We start from the raw sequence: 20,965 nt of genomic DNA, 5'->3' as shown, positions 1-20,965 counted from the left end.
CCGACCGACAGGGCCACTAAGTAGAACTGCCGGAGCGGCCGCAATGTTCCCGAATGGGATCCACTGCAAGCATTGATTCACGGACCCAACCGGGTCTCGGCCTCCATTGTCTCACGGATTTCCGCGCCAGGGGCCGACCGGGCCGTAATAGACCCCACCGGCAGGCTACGGGAGGCCCGGGTCTACGCAGCGTCCGATCCGAATTTCTGCCATGCGGCTTCACGGCGCCCCGCCCACCCGCAGATCGTTCCACGCCGGACCACCTCGGACAGCAGCTCGGCCAACCGGTACCCCGGGCTGGCTTCGAGGGCCCGGGTCAATGATGCGTGCGCGAAGGAGCCCCTCCCGCGGCACCATTCGATCCAGCCAGCCGCCGTTAGCGCCGCGGCCTGCGCCTCACCCCCGCCGCACGAGAGCTCCTCCATCAGGCCTTCCAGGCGGTTCAGCGTGTCCCAGTCCGGCACCGGTGGACTCAGGCCCAACAGGACTTCGCCATAGCCGGGCAGCGCATCGGCGTCGCAGCCGGAGACCGGCAGGAGGTTGGGGTTGATTGGTGCCTGCCCTTGTTCAGAACAGCTCGGGGACACATGCCGTTCAGGCAGCGGCGGGTAGGACACGGGCAATCGCTCCCCCGCGGAGAAAATCCCAAAGGCTTCCGCACCTGCGGCCGCTGCGGCGCGCCCTGCGGCGGCCATCACGAGGACCGCGTCGCGCCAGGCTGGAACACGGAGGGACGCGCGCAGGAAGCCGGCGAGTTCAGGTTCAAGGCCGTCAGGAAGGCCCGAGAGCGAACGGGCCGCAAGCAGCGCCGATCCCCCGGGGACGCCTCCCCCCGGTACAGCCTCAGGCGAAACGGCTTCCAGTGCAGCTGCCCAGGCATCGAGGACCGCGTCGAACTGCGCCCGAAGAGTCCCCTTACCGGCCAAGGCCAGAGTCCACTCGCGTTCAGCTGCCATGACAACCGCATTATCCGCTGCCGGAGTGTCCGCGGCGCCGGGCGAAGGAGTACCGGGAGGAACGCCGACGCTGCTGCCCAGATACACCATTTCGGCATTGAGCCTGCTGTCCCGGATCTCGGCGATGGGCCGCCCTGGCGGCGGGCAGCAGCTGCTGTCAGTGCAGTAAACGTTGCGCCAGTACTCGCCGCCGACGCGCCAGGCATCCCGCACCGGCATGCCGGCCAGGCCGAGCGCGCATTCCAGATCGGCGAGTAAGGGCCGAAAGGACAACGCCGCGGCACCCTCTCTGCCGTCATCGTTAAGGCCGTCGTCATAAAGGCCGTCGTCGTTGAGGCTGTCGCTATAACCGCCATCGGCAAAGAAGACCAGCAGCGTGCCGTCGGCTTCCTTGTCTGCCAGAAGGTACTCCGCCACGGTCCTGGCGAATGCCTCCCGGCCGCGGCGTCCGCCGCCCTCCGGGAGGTCTACCCGAAGTGTCGCTCCGAGGCGCTTGCCCTGCATGGTCATGGCTACGAGGCTCTGCGACGGCCAGTAGCCAAGACTGTGCGGGATGTAGCCGAGGATGTCTTCGGGTCCGCTGATAATGAGATGCTCGGGTGCTGTCATGAAAACAGCTTCCGACGGCGGTTACCGTCGGTGCGACAGAAAGATTTCCTATGTGGACAACGGAATCAGCAGGGATGAAACCCCTAGTCGCGGGAAGGAGTCTTACGGCGGGCAATCCGCGCCCTGCGCTGCTGGGCCATTGCCTGCAACAGCGGAGGCACCACCACGCCCTGCGCCGCCATCTGCCGGCGGACCTTGCGCCGGACCACCAGCATGGCGACGGAGCCAACGCCGAGGATCAGGAAGTGGACGCAGAGCGCGATGCGGAACGGCTCCAGGCCGTAGAGCTCCCCGCGGGAAAAGCCCGTCGAGTTGAGGATGTCCAGCACGGCGCCGATCAGGTAGATGGCCATGAGCGCTGCAAAGAAGCCGCCGACGTTGACGATGCCCGTGGCGGTCCCGATCCGGTGGGCCGGGTTAAAGGTGCGGGCGAAGTCGAAGCCGATCATGGAACCCGGGCCGCCGATGGCCAGCACCACGACGAGGACCGCCAGCAGCCACAGCGGTGAGCGGCCGGGATACAGCAGCACGGCTGCCCAGGCCGCCGCGGTGGCAGCGACGAGGAGGAGCACCATGGTGGAGCGCCGGAGGGGGTGCCGCGCAACAAAGCGTCCGATCAGCGGCCCGGCCCCGATGGCGCCGGCCACGTAGAGGGACATGAGCGAGGCGACGGTGCCGGCGTCGAGCCCCTGCGCCGAAATCAGGAACGGGTAGCCCCAGGTCATCGCGAACACGGTACCGCTGAACTGGATCGTGAAGTGGCTCCACATTCCCAGCCGCGTCCCCGGCTGCTTCCACGCACGGGACAGGGAAACGCCAGTGGCGCGCAGCCCCTTGGCTGCGTCCTGCCTGGGCGTGCCGGGCGGGACATCCTGCAGCATCAGGACCACCAGCACGACGGCGACACCGGAGAATCCGGCCAGCGCAAGGAACGCCGGGGTCCAGCCGGCGGCGTGCAGGATGAAGGCGAACGGCACCACGCTCAGCAGCTGGCCGAGCTGTCCGGACATGCCGGTCAGCTGGGTCAGCAGCGGAACCCGGGCTGGCGCGAACCACAGCGGAATCAGCCGGATGACGGAGATGAAGGTCATGGCGTCGCCCGCACCCACGAGCACCCGGCCCAGCACACCTGCCGGGACGCTGTCCGCAAACGCCAGCTGCAGCTGGCCGAAACCCATCAGCAGGGCGCCCCCGGCGATCATGGCGCGGGAGCCGAACCTGTCCACCAGCACGCCCACCGGAATCTGAAGTCCGGCGTACACCAGCAGCTGCAGCACCGTGAAAAAGGAGATGGCCGAGGCACTGGCATGGAACCTCTCCGTGGCCTCCAGCCCAACCACACCGAACGACGTACGCTGCGTCACAGCCACGAGGTACGAGAAGATGCCAATGGACCAGATGAGCCAGGCGCGGGGTGCAGTCACCCTTTTATTATCCTCAGCGGGATCAAAAATACTATTTAATTCGCACGGTTTCAGCCCTGCAGTGATGAGTCTTATGCCTCCCCGTGACCGGGCTTACGTCGCGGGATTCTCCCGCGCGAGGTAGGCCTCCACAGCGGCGCCCAGGGCATCGCCGTCGGGCAGTTCGTCGTTCTCGTTGGCGAGCAGGGACCGGCGCACCGTGCCCTCGGCCTTTTCGTCATAGCGGGCCTCGAGCCGGGCCACCACCTGTTGGACTTCCTCCGAGGCCTCGATCTGCTCTGCAATCTGCCGGCCCACTTCACGGCCGGACTCGCGCAGCCTGTCGGTCGGCAGCATCAGCGAGGTGGCGGCCCCCAGGTACTCCAGTCCGGCCACAGCGGCGGTGGGGTACTCCGCCTCGGCCAGGTAGTGCGGCACGTGGATCACGTACCCGGCAACGTTGCGGCCGGCGTCGGTCAGGCGGAGTTCCAGGACATGCCCGACGGCGGCCGGCACTTCCACGGTCGGCTTCCAGGAGGAGATGCCTTCAATGAGTTCGGGCCGGTTGCCGTGCACAGTCACTCCGACGGGACGGGTGTGGGGCACGGGCATGGGAATCGAGTGGATCCAGGTCACCAGGTTGACGTCCAGTGCCTCGACGATCTGCACCACGGCACGGGCAAAGCGTTCCCACTGCAGATCCGGTTCAAAACCGGCGAGGAACAGGAAGGGCTTGCCCAGCCCGTCAACCAGCCTGTACAAGGCCAGGGTGGGCGGCTGGTAGTCCTGCAGATGGTCCTCAACAAAGGTCACATGCGGGCGCCGGGACCGGTAATCCATCAACTGGTCGGCGTCGAACACGGCAACACGTTCGGAGTCGAGCGTGTCCAGCAGTTCGTCCGTGATCTGCCGGACCACGTGGCCGGCGTCGGCGAAACCGGTGAAGCCCATCACCAGGTTCAGCCCGCGGAGCTCAGGGTTATGGAACAGCCCAATGTTCTTGGCGTAGAGCGCATCGGGGTCCAGCAGCGAGCCGGAAATCCTTTCAAACACGGTGAGTTCCTTTCGTGGTCAGGGAGTTAATCTGCATAACACCCGGCAGAGCGGCGTCATTCCTCGGCGCGCTGTGGCGCGGCTCTCAACCGGCCCGGCTCCCGGGCGCTTCCCCGCAGTTGCGGACCGAGAGACTACGATCGGAATTGGCTCATTTGCCTGCGCTCCCTGCCCGAACAATCACAGAGAATTGAGGACCGATCCTCGTGGTCAAGAATACTGAAGTCAACCTTAGTGCCATTGCAAGGGACCTGAAGAAGGCGGCAAGCGACGCAGTGGTCATCGGCGTCGGACAGGGCACCGACGGCCCGTTCCTGCTGGACAACCCGTTGACTGCGAAGTCCGTCGAGGCACTGGCCGAGTCCCTGAAGGTCCTCGGCATCACCGGCGCTCCGGACCAGGCGGTCCGCCTTCCCGGCCTTCCGGAAACGGGCTCCGGAATCCTGGTCCTGGCAGGCGTCGGCAAGGTCGGCGCCGGAGGAAAGGTTACAGGCGAGGCGCTGCGCCGCGCCGCCGGCTCCGCGGTCCGCCAGCTTGCCGGCCTGTCCTCGGTCACGCTGGCCTTCCCGACGGCGGATATCGCCGATGTTGCCGCCATCGCCGAGGGTGCCGCGCTAGGCGCGTACTCCTTCACCGAGTTTCGTTCATCCAAGGACGGGCTCAAGGATCCCGTGGCGAACGTCGCCATCTTCACTGAACTGGCCGGCGACAAGGACCTGAACGGGGCACTTGACCGTGCGCGCCTGCTGGGCAAGGCCGTCAACGCCACTCGCTCGCTCGTGAACCAGCCGCCGAGCCACCTCTACCCAGAGTCGTTCGCCGACGCCGCCAAGGAACTGTCAAAGGGACTGCCCGTCAAGGTCACGGTGTGGGACGAAAAGCGCCTGGAGAAGGAAGGCTTCGGCGGCATCATGGGCGTCGGCAAGGGCTCCGCCCGGCAGCCCCGGCTCGTCAAGGTGGAATACTCCCCCGCCAAGGCCACCCGGAAAATCGCCCTGGTCGGCAAGGGCATCACCTTCGACACTGGTGGCATTTCCATCAAGCCGGCCCGCGGCATGGGTGACATGAAGAGCGACATGGCGGGAGCCGCCGTCGTGCTTAATACGGTGCTGGCCATCGCGGGCCTGGGGCTGCCCGTCAAGGCAACCGCCTGGCTGTGCATTGCCGAGAACATGCCCTCCGGCGCTGCCTCCCGTCCCGCCGACGTGCTGACCATGTTCGGCGGCAAGACGGTGGAAGTGTTGAACACCGACGCCGAAGGCCGGCTGGTGATGGCCGACGGCATCGTCGCGGCAAGCCAGGAATACCCAGACGCCATCATCGATGTTGCCACCCTGACCGGCGCCCAGCTGATCGCGCTCGGGAACCGCACCGCCGGCATCATGGGCGCGGAGAGCGTGACCGGCCCGCTGAAAGCGGCCGCGGACAGGGCCGGCGAACTCGTGTGGCCCATGCCCCTGCCGGAGGAGCTGCGGCCGAGCCTCGACTCCCAGGTGGCGGACATCGCCAACATCGGTGAGCGCCACGGCGGCATGATGACGGCAGCCGTGTTCCTGCGCGAGTTCGTAGGCAAGGACAAGGGCGGCCAGAGCATCCCCTGGGCGCACATCGACATCGCCGGACCGTCGTTCAACAACGGGGCGCCCTACGGCTACACGCCGAAGCAGGGCACCGGCTGCACCGTGCGCACGCTCGTGGCCTACGTTGAGGATCTCCTGGCCTAGGTCTGTTACCCACACAGGCCGGTGCGCCGCGGCTGTGTGGGAGCGTGATCCGCTCGCCACACAGCCGCGTGACACTGGACACAAGCGCTCCACAAAAGCACCGGCAAGGTGGAGCATGGATAAGTGGTTCGCTAAGGTGAACCACGGTAGTCACAAATGAAAGGGAAATGGCCTGCTGGCATAATCACGGCAGAGCAATTTCCAAGACCAGATGATGCGTACTCTCGTGTCATCGTTCACGCGAGGGAGCGTCTAAGTGGCCGATCAGGCAACTGCGCAAGAATTCGACATCCTGGTACTCGGTGGTGGCAGCGGCGGGTACGCCACGGCTCTCCGGGCCGTTCAGCTTGGCTTCACCGTTGGCCTCGTGGAGAAGGGCAAGCTCGGCGGTACCTGCCTCCACAACGGCTGCATCCCCACCAAGGCGCTGCTGCACTCGGCCGAACTGGCAGACCACGCCCGCGACTCCGCCAAGTACGGCGTGAACGTGACCCTGGACAGCATCGACATCACCGCTGTCAACGCCTACAAAGACGGCATCATCGCCGGCAAGTTCAAGGGCCTGCAGGGCCTGATCAAGTCCAAGGGCATCACCGTCATCGAAGGTGAAGGCAAGCTGCAGGGCACCGACACCGTCGTCGTGAACGGCACGGCCTACAAGGGCAAGAACATCGTTCTCGCCACGGGCTCCTACTCGCGCTCCCTGCCGGGCCTGGAAATCGGCGGCAAGGTCATCACCTCCGACGAAGCCCTCACCATGGACTACATCCCCAAGAGCGCAATCATCCTGGGCGGCGGCGTGATCGGCGTCGAGTTCGCCTCGGTCTGGAAGTCCTTCGGCGTCGACGTCACCATCGTTGAAGGCCTGCCCTCCCTCGTCCCGAACGAGGACGCCACCATTGTCAAGAACTTTGAGCGTGCCTTCAAGAAGCGCGGCATCAAGTTCTCCACCGGCGTCTTCTTCCAGGGCGTCGAACAGAACAACGACGGCGTCAAGGTCACCCTTGTGGACGGCAAGACCTTCGAAGCCGACCTCCTGCTCGTGGCCGTCGGCCGTGGACCTGTCACGGCCAACCTCGGCTACGAAGAGGCCGGCCTGAACATCGACCGCGGCTTCGTCATCACCAACGAGCGCCTGCACACCGGCGTCGGCAACATCTACGCCGTCGGCGACATTGTCCCCGGCGTCCAGCTCGCCCACCGCGGCTACCAGCAGGGCATCTTCGTCGCCGAAGAGATTGCCGGCCTCAAGCCCGTCATCGTCGAAGACGTCAACATCCCCAAGGTCACCTACTCCGAGCCGGAAATTGCGACGGTCGGCTACACCGAGAAGGCCGCCAAGGCCAAGTTCGGTGACGACCAGGTGGAAACCCAGGAGTACAACCTGGCCGGAAACGGCAAGAGCTCCATCCTGGGCACCAGCGGCATCGTCAAGCTGGTCCGCCAGAAGGATGGCCCCGTCGTCGGCGTCCACATGATCGGTGCCCGCATGGGCGAGCAGATCGGCGAGGCCCAGCTGATCGTGAACTGGGAAGCGTACCCCGAGGACGTGGCCCAGCTGGTCCACGCCCACCCGACCCAGAACGAAGCCCTGGGCGAGGCGCACCTGGCGCTGGCCGGCAAGCCCCTCCACGGCTAATTCGTTCCGCAAGACACTAAGGGCCTGGTGCACCGGCTCGAACAGCAGGGTGCACCAGGCCCGAACAATGCAGCAATTCATCCGCACTTTAGATCAATAAAGGAGAACGGGGACGACATGTCTGAATCCGTTAACTTGCCCGCCCTCGGTGAGAGCGTCACCGAAGGAACTGTCACCCGCTGGCTCAAGCAGGTAGGTGACCGGGTAGAGGTGGACGAACCGCTGCTCGAGGTTTCCACCGACAAAGTAGACACTGAAATCCCCTCTCCGATCGCCGGCGTCATCGAGGAAATCCTCGTCGCCGAAGATGAGACCGCTGAAGTTGGCGCCCCGCTGGTGCGCATCGGTGACGGCTCGGGCGGCGGCGCTGCCGAAGAGGCGCCCGCAGCAGCCCCCGCCGAAGAGGCACCTGCAGCAGCCCCCGCAGCACCCGCCGAAGAAGCACCCGCTGCAGCACCCGCCCAGGAAGCACCTGCCGCGGAAGCAGCACCCGCCTCCTCCGGCGAAGGCCACGAGGTCACCCTGCCGGCACTCGGCGAGAGCGTCACCGAAGGCACCGTCACCCGCTGGCTGAAGGCCATTGGCGACACCGTTGCAGTTGATGAGCCGCTGCTCGAGGTCTCCACCGACAAGGTGGACACCGAGATCCCGTCCCCCGTAGCCGGCACGCTGCAGGAAATCCGCGTCAACGAGGACGAGACCGCCGAGGTTGGCTCCGTCCTCGCCGTCATCGGATCCGGCGCCGCTGCTCCTGCTGCGGCTCCCGAAAAGCCCGCCGAGGCTCCCGCCGCCCCCGCAGCGGAACAGCCTGCCCCGGCAGCTGAGAAGCCCGCCGAAGCCCCTGCTCCCGCCCAGGCTGCAGCGCCCGCACCGGCACCGCAGGCTGCACCGGCACCGCAGGCAGCACCGGCTCCCCAGGCAGCACCGGCACCGCAGGCCGCTCCGGCCGCAGGCGGCGAGTCCGGCTACGTCACACCCCTGGTCCGCAAGCTCGCCAACCAGCACGGCGTGGACATCGCTTCCGTCTCCGGCACGGGCGTTGGCGGCCGCATCCGCAAGCAGGACGTCCTGGCCGCTGCTGAATCCAAGGCTGCTCCGGCAGCCGCAGCACAGGCAACCCCTGCCGCCTCCGCAGCTCCGTCGGCCGCAGCGTCCTCGCTGCGCGGCACCGTGAAGAAGGCGCCGCGGATCCGCCAGGTCATCGCCCGCCGCATGCGTGAGTCGCTGGATGTTTCCACCCAGCTGACCCAGGTGCACGAAGTGGACATGACCAAGGTGGCTAAGCTCCGCCTCAAGGCCAAGAACTCGTTCCAGGCCCAGAACGGCGTCAAGCTCACCTTCCTGCCCTTCATCGCCAAGGCCGTGGCCGAGGCCCTCAAGCAGCACGCCACGCTCAACGCTGCGTACGACGAGGACAAGCAGGAAATCACCTACCACAACGCCGAGCACCTGGCGATCGCCGTCGACACGGACAAGGGCCTGCTGGTTCCGGTCATCTCGGATGCCGGGAGCCTGAACCTCGCCGGCCTGGCCGGCAAGATCGCCGATGTGGCGGACCGCACCCGCAACGGCAAGATCGGCCCGGACGAACTGTCCGGCGGTACGTTCAGCATCACCAACATCGGCTCCGTCGGTGCGCTGTTCGACACCCCGATCATCAACCAGCCGCAGGTCGGCATCCTGGGCACCGGTGCGATCGTCAAGCGCCCCGTAGTGGTCCAGGACGAGAACGGTGACGACTCGATCGCCATCCGCTCCATGATGTACCTGTCCCTCACCTACGACCACCGCCTGGTGGACGGTGCGGATGCCGGTCGCTTCCTGCAGACGCTGAAGGCCCGCCTCGAAGAGGGCGCGTTCGAAGCGGACCTGGGACTCTAGGCTCCAGCCTGTCGACGGCGGCGGCCGTCCGGCTCCCGGTGGGAAACCACCGGAGTGCCGGGCGGCCGCCGCTGCTTTTGGATGCGGCTGTGTCCTACTACGGCGTGTAGAAGGATCTGGCTAGACTGGTGCCATGAACATCGTCTATAACGTCATGGTCTTCCTGCACATCGTCGGCGCCGCCATGATCGTCGGCATCTGGATCGGCAACATGAAGAAGCCGACCGTCCATCCCCGGCAGTTCGACGGCGCGGCACTCCAGCTCCTCACCGGCATCGTCATGATGGGCCTCATCCCCGCGCTCGACATGGATGCCAACTACGCCAAGCTGGGCATCAAGTTCGCCGTCGCCCTGGTCGTCGGCGTGCTGGCCTTCATCGGCCGCCGCAAGTACAAGAAGGGCGAGCCGATCTCCACCGGTCTGGCCCACAGCGTCGGCGGGCTGGCTCTGCTGAACGTCGCTATCGCGACGCTCTGGCGGTAACCCCTCCCTGCCATGCCAACGACGACGGCGACGCCCCCTCCCGTGGGGGCGTCGCCGTCGTCGTTTGGGCGCTTACGGTCATAATCCTCTGACAGCGGACAACCCGTGCACGGGGGGCACCTAATCCATAGGATTGGTAGCGGCGGGGCTCTGGCAGGCGCCGGACCCCCGGATCGAATCAACGTTGAGGAGTGACATGGCTACAACACGCAACGCGCACACTGTATGGACCGGCAGCCTGACGGAGGGTTCAGGCAACACCACGCTGGACAGCTCGGGCCTCGGCACGTTCGACGTCACCTGGAAGGCCCGCACCGAAGCGGCAGGCGGCAAGACCAGCCCCGAGGAACTCATCGCCGCGGCACACTCCGCATGTTTCTCCATGGCGTTCAGCCACGAGCTGAGCCAGGCCGGCTTCACCCCGGACGAAGTAAACACCAAGGCAGAGGTCGGCTTCCAGCCCGGCACCGGCATCACCGGCAGCCACCTGACGCTGAACGCCCGCATCCCCGGCATCTCCGAGGAGGACTTCCAGCGCATCGCAGAATCCGCCAAGAAGGGCTGCCCGGTATCGCAGGCCCTGACCGGCATCGAGATCACCCTGGACGCCACGCTGGCCTCCTGATCTTAAAGCCCTGGTCATTTAGGATCAGAAAGGGCCCTGTTCCCACTGGTAAATCCAGTCGGGAACAGGGCCCTTATGCTTTTCGGCTATGCCTGGCTGTGCCGGCGGGCCGGCAGCGGCTCCGGGCGCAGCCGGCGGTAGCCCTCACGGGCCGGCGGCCGGTCCGTGGGCAGCTCCTGCACCATCTCCTTCAGCGCCGTGATGCCGGACTCCAGCTGCGGGTCCCGGCGGGCAGCATACGCGTGCGGCGGGAACGTCACCTCGATGTCCGGAGCCACGCCGTGGTTTTCGACGCTCCAGCCCACGCCGCCGCCGAACCACGTGGCGTAGCGGGGCTGGGTCACGCCGGTCCCGTCGGCCAGCGTGAAGCGGTTGTCGATGCCGACGACGCCGCCCCAGGTGCGGGTGCCGATCACCGGGCCGATGCCTCGCAGCTTTGAGACCTGGGTGATGATGTCGCCGTCCGAACCGGCAAATTCGTCGGCCAGGATGATGACCGGACCGCGCGGCGCGTGGTGCGGATAGGTCCGGGGCTTTTCGCCGCGGGGCATGCTCCAGCCCGTCACCTTCCGCCCGATCAGTTCGGCCACGAGCTGGGAGGTGTGCCCGCCGCGGTTGCGGCGCACATCCACGATCAGGCCATCCAGCGCAGTCTCGGTGTCCAGGTCGCGGTGGAGCTGCGCCCAGCCGTTGGCCAGCATGTCCGGGATATGCAGGTAGCCGAACTTGCCGTCCGACGCTTCGCGTACTGTGCGGCGGTTGGCATTTACCCAGTCCTGGTACCGCAGCCGTTCCTCATCCTTGATGGGGACCACCGCGATCCGGCGCTGGGCTCCGGCTGCCGGGCCGTGGCCAGCGCCGTTGCGGATGGTCAGTTCCACCGCACGTCCCGCCGCGCCCACCAGCTGCATGGCCGGGGTCAGCGACTCTGTGAGGCGCACGCCGTCGATTGCCAGCAGGACGTCCCCGGCCTTGGCGTCGGCGCCCGGCCGGGTCAGCGGCGAGGTGGCCAGCGGGTCCGACGATTCGCCGGCCAGGATGCGCTCGATTTCCCAGCCCTCGCCGTTGAACGCGAGGTCGGCGCCGAGCCGGCCCTGGCCGTTGCTGCCGTTTTCGGTGGCTGCCGCCGGGCGCACGTAGGCATGGGACGTGCCGAGCTCCCCGTGCAGCTCCCACAGCAGGTCCACCAGGTCGTCATGCGATCCGAGCCGCTCCACCAGCGGACGGTAGCGGGCGTGAATGGATTCCCAGTCCTGGCCCGCCATGTCCTCGGTCCAGAAGAAGTCACGCTGCAGCCGCCATGCCTCGTCGAACGCCTGGCCCCAGACGCTCAGCGGATCCATCAGGACGCGGATGCGGGTGAGGTCCACCTTGACCAGCTGGCCGGAGTCCTCGTCGGCTTTGGCGTCGGACGGCACCACCCGGACCTGCTTGTCGTGGACCAGGACCACCTTCTTGCCGTCGCCGGACAGGCGGTATCTGTCCAGGGAGTCCACGAGGGTGGTGCTCTTGCGCTTGGTCAGGTCAAAACGGATCAGGCTCGGGGCGGCGTTCTTGTCCTCCAGGCTCGCCCTGCCCTCCCCCGTGACGCCGGCCAGGGCGCTGTCGAGCCACAGCAGCGCGCCGTCGGCGGCGGTCAGGGCCGAGTAGTTGCCCTGCGGAACCGGGACGCTGATAACACGGTGGGCGAGGCCTTCGGCGTTCACCTTCACGGCGGCCGGGGCCGTCTCGCCTTCGGCGGCTGCGCCGGACTTGGCTGCATCTGACTTTGCTGCACCTGACTGTGCTGCTTCGCCCTGCCCGTTGATGCCATCCGCCAAGGCGACGCTCGGGCCGAAAGGCGAAGCAGTGTCCGCTGCGAGTGCCACGAGGTAGGGCTTGATCGGGCTGGGGAAGGAAAGGTCAAAGGAATGACCGTCATAGACCGGATCGAAACTGCGGTTGGAAAGGAAGGCCAGGAACTTGCCGTCCGGGGAGAACGACGGCGATTCGTCCCGGAAGCGCCCGTCCGTCACCTCCACAATGGCTGCTTCCCCGGCCTTGGCCTCCGGGGCCTCGGCGCGGACCAGGCGCAGGCGGCTGCGTGACCCGAAGGACGTCACCGGTTCAGACCAGGCGAGCCAGGCGGAGTCCGGCGACCAGGCGAGGTCCTCAATGCTGCCCTCGCCGATGCTGGTTACCGCGGTGAGCGTGCCGTCCTTGGTATCGGCGATGTACAGGTCGCCGAAAGCGGTTCCGATCGCAATCCAGCGGCCGTCGGGGCTGGCTTCGATGGCGCTGGCGCGTGAAGGCCTGGGGAACCGGACCGTGAGCGGGTTTGATGCTGCCGCAACGGTGCCAGTTGCCTGGCCGGCTGTTGTTCCGGCCGCGGTCCCGGTCGCTGCCTCCGCCGGGGCGAGGTCGGCCGCCGCCTCATCGGCCACCGGGTGGGTGGCGCCGGCAGCTGCAACACGGGGCCCCGCGACGCCGGCGGCGGAAACAGGGCTGGGCAGGGGAACTGCCGGTGCCGCAGCTTCCGGCTGATCGCCGGCGGGTGCGCTCTCCGGGGCAGCGCCGGTCTTGGCCGCCGCTGAGGCCTTTGCGGCCGCATGGACTGCGGCGTCGTGCGCCGGGACCTGCGGGGCGATTTCCCTGATGAACAGGGCCTCGTCGCCGTCGTGGTCCGCCACGTAGGCGATGCGGCCGTCGGGCAGCGGACGGGGCAGGCGGGCGCGCACGCCGGCGGTTGCTTCGACCACGCGGGACGGTCCGTCCTTGTGCCGGAGCCAGTGGATGGTTCCGTGGGCCTCCACAGCACTGGCTTCCCCTGCGGTGTCCGGCCGGACGTCGCCGAGGTGCTTGGAGACCTTGAGGAGCGAGGGACGGCGGCCCTGGGACGCCGATCCAAGAGTTATTTCCAGCCGGACGGCCTCGGACCCAAGGTCATGCAGGAGCCAGAGCTCACCGGCCGATTCGAAGATCACGCGCTTGCCATCCGTGGAGGCGTGGCGGACGTAGAAGTCCTCGTGATCGGTGTGGCGCCGCAGGTCCCCGCCACCGGGCAGGACCGAGTACAGGTTGCCATAGCCTTCGTGGTCTGAGAGGAAGGCAATGCGTCCGTCGACCCACATGGGATCGGCCAAATTGCCGTCCAGCTCCGGCAGCAGCCGCTCAAACTCGCCGTTTCCGTCGCCGTCGATCCAGAGCTTGCCGGCGGTGCCGCCGCGGTAGCGCTTCCACCAGGCCGGCTCGCGGGACAGCACGCTGCCCACCACCACAGGCTTTTCGTCCCCGAGTTCCGGGCCGAACGCCACGGACTCGACCGGTCCCAGCGGGAGCTCCTCGGCCCAGCCGCCGTCCGTGGACAGCCGGTAAGCGTGCGTGTGGCGGCTCTCGGCCTGGCGGAACGCGCTGGTGACTACGATGTCCCCCGCGGGGGTGAAGCCTTTAACCCGAGTGGTGCTGTGCCCGAAGAAAGTCAGCTGGCGGTACCCCCCGCCGCCGACATCGGCGATGACAACCTCGGGGGCCGTCCCCTGCACGACCGTCCAGACCAGCTTCGTTCCGTCCGGCGTAAAGCGCGGATTGCGGGCCGGCAGCTGGAGCGAGGACACACGCCAGGCGCGGCCGCCTGTGAGGGGGGCAATCCAGACGTCGTCCTCGGCCACAAACGTGACCAGATCGCCGTGAACATGAGGGAACCGGAGGTAACTCGAAGAGGTCATCGTTCGATCATAGTCAACGTGACATGAGCCAGCGGGGAGGTGCCTTGCCGTGCCGGGCATGGTGAGATGGATCATGCGCATCGTCATGGCCGGCGCCTCAGGGCTCATCGGAACCGCACTCTCCTCCCGCCTCACCTCCGGCGGGCACGACGTCGTCCGGCTGGTGAGGCGGCCGCCGTCGTCCCCGTCGGAAATCCGCTGGGATCCCGCCACGGGAACCCTCGACCCGGCCTCCCTTGAGGGAGCCGACGCCGTCATCAATCTTTCCGGCGCGAACATCGGCGCCCGGCCGTGGACACCGCATCGGATCGATGAGCTGTTCCGGTCGCGCCTCGACCCCACCCGGACTCTTACCTCAGCGATGCGCCGCCTCGACTCGCCACCCCGAACCTTCATCAGCCAGTCCGGCGCGGGCTACTACGGCGACGCCGGGCACTCCCTGCTGACGGAGAACTCCCCCGCCGGGCAGGGCATCATGGCGCGCATCTGCGTTGAGTGGGAAACGGCAGCCCACGAGGCCCCGTCCGGGGTCCGGGTTGTGACCCCGCGGACCGCAGTGGTGCTGAGCAGGTCAGGAGGTGCCATGGGACGCCTGCTGCCCCTGCTGCGGGCAGGCATTGGCGGTCCGCTGGGCAACGGCCGGCAGTACTGGCCCTGGATCACCCTCCCCGACCTCACCTCAGCGTTCGGGTTCCTCCTTACATCCGGGAATTCGGGCCCCGTGAACGTTGCGGCACCGGAAGCCGCCGACGTGAACACCCTCGTGGCCGGGCTCGCAAAGGCGCTTCACCGACCTGCGCTGCTGCGCGCGCCGGCTCCTGTGCTGCGCCTCGTCATGGGCAAACTGGCCCGCGAACTCCTGCTCGCGAGCCAGCGGATCGAGCCGACACTGCTCCGGGACAGCGGGTTCACGTGGGACCATCCGTCGGTGGCGCTGGCCGCCGGGTGGGTGGCCAGCGAAGACTAGCTGTCCGGTTCAGTTGGTGATTCAGTCCGCCGGCAGGATGTCCGCGATGCGCCAGCACCCCTCCACCGGGACAAGGACCAGCCGCAGCCTCATGTCCCGCTGCCGTGCTCCGGTGGCCACGACAGTGCCTCCAGCGGATCGCTCCTCGTAGGCCGAGGTGGACGACGTCACCGCCACCACCGCCCGGGCAGGCGTGCTTTCGGGCAGGCGGCGCGCCCCGGACACGCTCGTGGTGAACCCGGCCAGCACTGTTCCGTTTTCCTGCAGCCCGGCGCGGATCCGTCTGTCGGCAGCCTGCGCCGGGGTGTTCGGGGCGTTCACGTCATCGAGCAAGTGCAGCCTGCCCTCCCGCAGAGCCAGGGAACGCAGCTGCGCCAGGCCGAGCACCGCTTCGGCCGGATCCTTCGCCGCGAGCCGCCGCCGGACATCATCCGGCAGGCCATCTTCAGGAAGGACATCACCGGGCAGGACATCACCCAGCAGGCCGGCACCCTGCGGGGATCCGGAACCGGACGCCGGGAGGCCCGCTTCCCGCACCGACTCCTGCGCCACCGGGCCCGACTCCTGCGCCGCTCCGGGCCGCCCCAGAAGGCCGGCGCCGGCAAGCAATGCCGCAGCGAGCACGCTGCCAGCTACTGCCAGGCGGCGGCTGCCGTGCGTGGCTGTCCTGTGCCTGCCGGCCGCGTGGCTGGCAGCAGCTTGCCGGAGGGCCCCGCGCCTGACACCATTCCTGACTCCGGCATGCCTGACAGGCGCGTGCCTGACAGCATTCCCGGCTCCGGCATGCCTGGCAGCCGCGTGCCTGACAGCATTCCCGGCTCCGGCATGCCTGGCAGCCGCGTGCCTGACAGCATTCCCGGCTCCGGCATGCCTGGCAGCCGCGTGCGGGAGCGAGAGGGCCTGGACCGTTCCCGCGGGCGCCCCACGCGGTGACAGCCGGCCCATGGCTCTCCCCCATCCTGCGGTCTTCAACCGCCTTCGCCAAGCGAGCAGGCGCTTCCTCAACCGTCCACCGGATGGGGGGACAGGCCTGCGTGTCAGCAACTCGGGCAGGACGGTGCCATGCACTGAGCGGGACAGGTCCACAGGTGCCGCCGCTGCGCTGCGGTACACAGCCGTGGCAAGGTCGGCGGCCGCCGGGCGTTGCCGCCGGTCATCGCTGAGCCCCGCTTCAAGTGCCGCTGCCAGCTCGGCCGGCACGTCGGGAAGAAGCAGGGAGAGGGGTGGTCTGGCCGCGGATGGCGGAGGCGGCTGTCCGGTCAGGCAGTACCAGCCCAGAGCAGCGGCTGCATAGACGTCGCGCTCCGGCTGCAGCCCGGCCCGGACCGCGTCCACCGGTGCCGGATCAGCAAAGCCGTCGGTGCGCCGATCCGGGACGCCAGATGAGTCCCCCACCATCCGGGCCACCCCGAGGTCTGCCAGGAGAGGCTTTCCATGAGCGGTGAAGAGTACATTGCCGGGTGCGACGTCCGAATGCGTGAAGCCCTTTCCGTGCAGATAACCCAAGACCTGCGCGATCGGCGTCAGGACGGTCACCGTCTCGCCCACACTCAGGGTGCCCCTCGCCGTGACCAGCTGCTGGAGCGAGCCACCGGCCGCGTAGTCCATCAGCAGGCCGAAACCGCTCTCTCCGGGTTCATCCGTCCGGCCGGGTTGATCAGTTCTGCCGGGTTCATCAACCGTGACCACGCCATAGGCCTTGACCAGGTGCTCGTGGTCAAGCACGGACATGACCACGAGTTCCCGGCGGACATCCTCCTCCCGCGTCAGAGCAGGCCGTGAGTCAGCAGCGCCGGATCCAGCAGCGGCGGATTCAACAGCGCCGGATTCAAGAGTGCCTGCTGCGACAGCACCGGATTCAACACTGCCTGACGGCCGGCCGAAGCACTTCAGCGCAAGCTTCACGCCAGTGGCGTCCTGCGAAACCAGCCACACTTCAGCACTGCCGCCACGGCCCAGCCAGCGGCATACGGAGTAGCCCTCGACGGCAGGTGCCGCTCCCCCGGGGCCGCGCATGTTCCCGTTGTGGTTTTCCAGGTTCGGGTCCTGCAGGCTGTGACTTTCCAGGCTGTGGTTTTCCAGGCTGTGGTTTTCCAAGCTGTGGTTTTCCAAGCTGTGCTGGTCCATGGCTTAAGGAATACCGGAAAGCTGCAATTTCTGCAGAAGTTATCCACAGGCAGGCCAGGGCGCTTGGCCGTCTGCAGGAACGGCGCGGAATGTGACCGGGGAGGCATGAGAGCTTGGGCACACTCTCGGGCAGGACACCGCCTGAGGTCTAAGCTGGAACGCATGACTCTTGAGTTCACAAAGCTCGGTCTTGCCCCGGATTTCGTCGATTACAGCCACGCCTGGGACCTCCAGCGCGAAATCCATGAAAATGTCCTGGCCGGCAAGGCCCCCAGCACGGTACTCCTCCTGGAACACGCCGCCGTCTACACGGCCGGAAAGCTGACCGAGGATCACGAGCGGCCCTTCGACGGCACCCCCGTCGTTCCGGTGGACCGCGGCGGCAAGCTCACCTGGCATGGGCCGGGCCAGCTCATCGGATACCCGATTATCAAGCTGAAGAACAAGGCCGGCATCCGCGACTACGTGGAACGTCTGGAAGCCGTGATCATCACCGTGCTCGCGGACTACGGCATCACGGCAGTCCGGATCAAGGGGCGCGCCGGTGTCTGGATCGAGGAGGATGCCAAGGGTCCTGCCCGCAAGATCGCCGCGATCGGCATCCGGGTCAGCCAGGGCGTGACCATGCACGGCTTCGCCATCAACTGCAACAACGACCTCGCTCCCTACGGCCAGATCATCGCCTGCGGAATCACCGATGCCGGCGTGACCACCATCGCCCAGGAAACGGGCCGCGACATATCTCCCGCCGATCTCGTTTCGCGGATCACCGAGGAACTGCGCAACAATGAAGACGCCCTAGTTGCAACCCCCGAAGGAGCACTCCTGTGACACTGGCACCAGAAGGCCGGAAAATGCTGCGGATCGAGCAGCGCAATGCGGCCACCCCGGTGGAACGCAAACCGGACTGGATCAAGGCCAAGGTCCAGATGGGCCCGGAATTCGTCCAGCTCAAGAACCTGGTCAAGAAGGAAGGCCTGCACACCGTCTGCGAAGAGGCCGGCTGCCCCAACATCTTCGAATGCTGGGAAGACAAGGAAGCCACCTTCCTGATCGGCGGCTCCGAATGCACCCGCCGCTGCGACTTCTGCCAGATCGACACCGGCAAACCCTCCCCCGTGGATCGGTTCGAACCCACCAAGGTGGCCCGCTCCGTCCAGTCGATGCAGCTGCGTTACGCGACCGTCACCGGCGTGGCCCGTGACGACCTCGAGGACGAAGGCGTCTGGCTCTACGCCGAAACCGTCCGCAAGATCCACGAACTGAACCCCAGCACCGGCGTCGAACTGCTCATCCCGGACTTCTCCGGCAAACCCGAGCACATCGCGGCGATCTGCGACTCCAAGCCCGAGGTGTTCGCGCACAACGTCGAGACCGTGCCGCGGATCTTCAAGCGGATCCGGCCCGCGTTCCGCTACGAACGCTCCTTGGACGTCATCACCCAGGGCCGGAACCTGGGCATGGTCACCAAGTCCAACCTGATCCTGGGCATGGGCGAAACCCGCGAAGAAATCTCCGAGGCGCTCCGCGACCTGCACCAGGCAGGCTGCGACCTGATCACCATCACCCAGTACCTGCGCCCCTCCGAACGCCACCTCCCCGTGGACCGCTGGGTCAAGCCCCAGGAATTCGTGGACCTCCAGCACGAAGCCGAGGAGATCGGCTTCCTTGGCGTCATGTCCGGGCCCCTGGTCCGCTCCTCCTACCGTGCCGGCCGGCTCTGGGCCACCGCCATGCGCAAAAAGGGCCGGGACATCCCCGCCGAACTCGCCCACATCGCCGACGGCATCCAGGACTCCGGAACCACCCGCCAGGAAGCCAGCTCCCTGCTCGCGGCACACCAGTAGCAGCAGGCAAATCCCACGGTCAGGGGCCGGATGCCGGAACTTTTCGGCGTCCGGCCCTTTGTCGTGGATCACGTAGAATTAAGGCACTATGGCGAAATCCCCTGACTCCAGCAACAACACTCCTGCGGCCGCTGATGGCTCCAAGCGCGGACTCTTTGGGCGCAAGCCCAAGGCCGTGAAGGAAAAGAAGCCCAGCCGGCTCAAGCAAATCCGCGAGGTCTTCAACATGACCCGCCGCCACGACCCCATGGTTCCGTGGCTCATGCTGCTGGCGTTCCTGGGCGTCGTGGCCGTCAGCCTCGTTGTTGGCCTGTTGCTGAATAACTGGATTACCGGCCTGATCATCGGCATCCCGTTGGGTTTCCTCGCGGCTACGTTCATTCTTTCCCGCCGCGCCGAGGGGGCTGCCTTCGCCCAGATCGAAAACCAGCCGGGAGCATCCGGCGCTGCCCTCAGCACGCTGAAGCGCGGCTGGATCACCGAGGAGCAGCCCGTGGCTGTGAACCCGCGGACCCAGGACGCCGTTTTCCGCGCCGTCGGGCGTCCCGGCGTCGTCCTCGTCGCCGAAGGGCCCACGCACCGCGTGCGCCCGCTGATCGAAGGCGAGCGGAAGAAGCTGGCCCGCATCCTTCCCAACGTCACTATCCACGTCATCGAAACCGGGCGCGGCGAGGGACAGGTCCCCATCAGCCAGGTGGCGAAAAAGATGAACAAGCTCAACAACGAGCTCACCAAGACCGAGGTCAGCGCCGTGTCCAAGCGCATCTCATCGCTGGGCGGCCGCCTTCCGATCCCCAAGGGTGTGGACCCCTACAAGGCCCGCCCCCAGCGCGGACGCTGATCCGCCTGAACGCCCCGGTGGCCGCCGCATCTGCGCCGGCCCCGGGGCGTTTTTCGTTTGAACGGGCCGTCCCGGTTGAACCTCACACCAAAGTGAACGGCACATCAAAGCAAACCAGACCCCAGCACCTACAGAAGCCGGAGCCTCCTGTGAAATTCCCGTCCGCGTCCGCCGTCATCCGCGCCTTCCGCCTGCTGGCGGTGGCCGAAGCCTTTAGCTGGGCTGCGCTCCTTGCCGGCATGTACTTCAAGTGGATTGCCGGGACCACCGAACTCGGCGTCGAGATTGCCGGTCCGGTGCACGGCGCCTTGTTCATCGGGTACGGGTTGGCGGCCCTTGTCCTGTGGCGCCTGCAGCGCTGGCCCTTCGGGGTGGCGCTGCTGGCAGGCCTCTCGGCGGTGTTCCCCTTCGCCACGGTCCTGTTTGAGCGGTGGGCGCTCCGCCAGGGATATCTCTCGGCCGGGCGGCTACCTGCGGACGAGGACGGTGTTCAGGGCCTTGTCATGGAGTCCGCGCTGGTCGGGATCGAAGATGACCGCCGGGATCACCAGGCAGAGCAGGACGGTGCGGACCAGCGCGGCCAGCGGGCCGGCCGCTGAGCCGTCCGGCTTCACCACCTGGATGCCCATCGCCCGGTGCCCGATGCTGTAGCCCAGGGTCCCGATCAGCAGGATCTGCTCAGCGGCAAAGACGGCAAGCGTGGCCATGGAATTGCCGGCGAGGAACACGTTGCTGATCAGCAGCGCGATGGTCCAGTCGATGGTGATCGCCAGGATGCGCCTGCCGGCGCGGGCCATGGATCCGGGGCCCGTCTCGGGGAAGCCCAGGCGTTCTCCCGGGTACTTGGAAATGCCGGAAGTGTCCGGCCCGCTGAGCCACGAACCGATGTCTTTGCGATCTACCACCGTCCAAGTTTACCGAGCCGCGGGCAGCCCCTCGGACGTTCACACTCTGGATAGGCGTGGACCACAGTGTGGACACGGTATAGCGTTTACATATCAGCAGGTTCTGTAACCTGCCGGAAACAAAGCGGACACGGACGGGAAATCCCGAATCCCTAGGGTGGTACCAGTTGCTAGCGAACCTGGAGCGGGGCACTTTTGTG

15 protein-coding genes and 1 pseudogene are annotated in these 20,965 nt (G+C 67.0%); 10 read left to right on the top strand and 6 right to left on the bottom strand.

Annotation, left to right across the window (positions count from 1 at the left end):
* Positions 1–182: 182 nt before the first annotated feature.
* The 3 genes from LFT45_RS09095 to LFT45_RS09085 all read right to left on the bottom strand — a co-directional run bounded on the left by LFT45_RS09095 (position 183) and on the right by LFT45_RS09085 (position 4,021).
* Complete coding sequence (locus LFT45_RS09095) at positions 183–1,565, bottom strand: DUF4192 family protein (protein ID WP_236808016.1); 1,383 nt, start codon at positions 1,563–1,565, stop codon at positions 183–185.
* An 83-nt stretch (positions 1,566–1,648) separates the two neighbouring features.
* Positions 1,649–2,989 (bottom strand): MFS transporter, encoded by a 1,341-nt coding sequence (locus tag LFT45_RS09090; RefSeq protein WP_236808015.1) that lies wholly within the window; start codon positions 2,987–2,989, stop codon positions 1,649–1,651.
* A 93-nt stretch (positions 2,990–3,082) separates the two neighbouring features.
* The gene (locus LFT45_RS09085) at positions 3,083–4,021 is read right to left on the bottom strand and encodes a proteasome assembly chaperone family protein (protein ID WP_236808014.1); all 939 of its coding nucleotides are present in this window, start codon (positions 4,019–4,021) and stop codon (positions 3,083–3,085) included.
* A gap of 206 nt (positions 4,022–4,227) precedes the next feature.
* Between LFT45_RS09085 and LFT45_RS09080 the strand changes: the two genes are divergently transcribed.
* The 5 genes from LFT45_RS09080 to LFT45_RS09060 all read left to right on the top strand — a co-directional run bounded on the left by LFT45_RS09080 (position 4,228) and on the right by LFT45_RS09060 (position 10,374).
* Complete coding sequence (locus LFT45_RS09080) at positions 4,228–5,745, top strand: leucyl aminopeptidase (protein ID WP_236808013.1); 1,518 nt, start codon at positions 4,228–4,230, stop codon at positions 5,743–5,745.
* Between the two features lie 256 nt (positions 5,746–6,001).
* Positions 6,002–7,384: a dihydrolipoyl dehydrogenase gene (lpdA, locus tag LFT45_RS09075; RefSeq protein WP_236808012.1), complete on the top strand. Its 1,383-nt coding sequence runs from the start codon at positions 6,002–6,004 to the stop codon at positions 7,382–7,384.
* A 117-nt stretch (positions 7,385–7,501) separates the two neighbouring features.
* On the top strand, positions 7,502–9,265 hold the full coding sequence (gene sucB, locus LFT45_RS09070) for a 2-oxoglutarate dehydrogenase, E2 component, dihydrolipoamide succinyltransferase (protein WP_236808010.1): 1,764 nt from the start codon (positions 7,502–7,504) through the stop codon (positions 9,263–9,265).
* Between the two features lie 133 nt (positions 9,266–9,398).
* Entirely contained in the window at positions 9,399–9,749 is a 351-nt protein-coding gene (locus LFT45_RS09065; RefSeq protein WP_102973010.1) for a hypothetical protein, read from the top strand.
* Positions 9,750–9,945: 196 nt separating this feature from the next.
* A complete protein-coding gene (locus LFT45_RS09060) occupies positions 9,946–10,374 on the top strand; it encodes an OsmC family protein (RefSeq protein ID WP_111903455.1) in 429 nt (142 codons plus the stop codon).
* Positions 10,375–10,460: 86 nt separating this feature from the next.
* On the opposite strand, the gene LFT45_RS09055 is transcribed toward LFT45_RS09060, so the two are convergent.
* The gene (locus tag LFT45_RS09055) at positions 10,461–14,078 is read right to left on the bottom strand and encodes a S41 family peptidase (RefSeq protein WP_236808009.1); all 3,618 of its coding nucleotides are present in this window, start codon (positions 14,076–14,078) and stop codon (positions 10,461–10,463) included.
* 73 nt (positions 14,079–14,151) lie between these two features.
* Between LFT45_RS09055 and LFT45_RS09050 the strand changes: the two genes are divergently transcribed.
* The gene (locus LFT45_RS09050; RefSeq protein ID WP_236808007.1) at positions 14,152–15,045 is read left to right on the top strand and encodes a TIGR01777 family oxidoreductase; all 894 of its coding nucleotides are present in this window, start codon (positions 14,152–14,154) and stop codon (positions 15,043–15,045) included.
* A 21-nt stretch (positions 15,046–15,066) separates the two neighbouring features.
* Here LFT45_RS09050 and LFT45_RS09045 read toward each other — a convergent pair whose 3' ends face one another.
* Positions 15,067–17,172 carry a serine/threonine protein kinase gene (locus LFT45_RS09045; protein ID WP_236808006.1) on the bottom strand — a complete coding sequence of 702 codons (2,106 nt, stop codon included), beginning with the start codon at positions 17,170–17,172 and terminating at the stop codon, positions 15,067–15,069.
* 162 nt (positions 17,173–17,334) lie between these two features.
* On the opposite strand from LFT45_RS09045, the gene lipB reads away from it, so the two are divergent.
* The 4 genes and pseudogenes from lipB to LFT45_RS09025 all read left to right on the top strand — a co-directional run.
* A complete protein-coding gene (gene lipB / locus LFT45_RS09040) occupies positions 17,335–18,003 on the top strand; it encodes a lipoyl(octanoyl) transferase LipB (RefSeq protein ID WP_236808005.1) in 669 nt (222 codons plus the stop codon).
* On the top strand, positions 18,000–19,019 hold the full coding sequence (gene lipA, locus LFT45_RS09035; RefSeq protein WP_236808004.1) for a lipoyl synthase: 1,020 nt from the start codon (positions 18,000–18,002) through the stop codon (positions 19,017–19,019). Before lipB ends, lipA begins: the two co-directional genes overlap by 4 nt.
* An 88-nt stretch (positions 19,020–19,107) precedes the next feature.
* Positions 19,108–19,860: a DUF4191 domain-containing protein gene (locus tag LFT45_RS09030; RefSeq protein ID WP_111903633.1), complete on the top strand. Its 753-nt coding sequence runs from the start codon at positions 19,108–19,110 to the stop codon at positions 19,858–19,860.
* 149 nt (positions 19,861–20,009) lie between these two features.
* Positions 20,010–20,321: pseudogene (locus LFT45_RS09025) on the top strand (DUF3817 domain-containing protein); the annotation flags it as partial.
* 6 nt (positions 20,322–20,327) lie between these two features.
* Here the strand turns inward: LFT45_RS09025 and LFT45_RS09020 are convergent.
* Positions 20,328–20,765, bottom strand: coding sequence for an RDD family protein (locus LFT45_RS09020; RefSeq protein WP_236808003.1), 438 nt, complete (start codon positions 20,763–20,765; stop codon positions 20,328–20,330).
* Between the last annotated feature and the right edge of the window lie 200 nt (positions 20,766–20,965).

This window comes from Arthrobacter sp. FW305-BF8, from assembly GCF_021789315.1.
Classification (GTDB): domain Bacteria; phylum Actinomycetota; class Actinomycetes; order Actinomycetales; family Micrococcaceae; genus Arthrobacter.
This window is presented reverse-complemented; position numbering and strand designations above follow the sequence as displayed.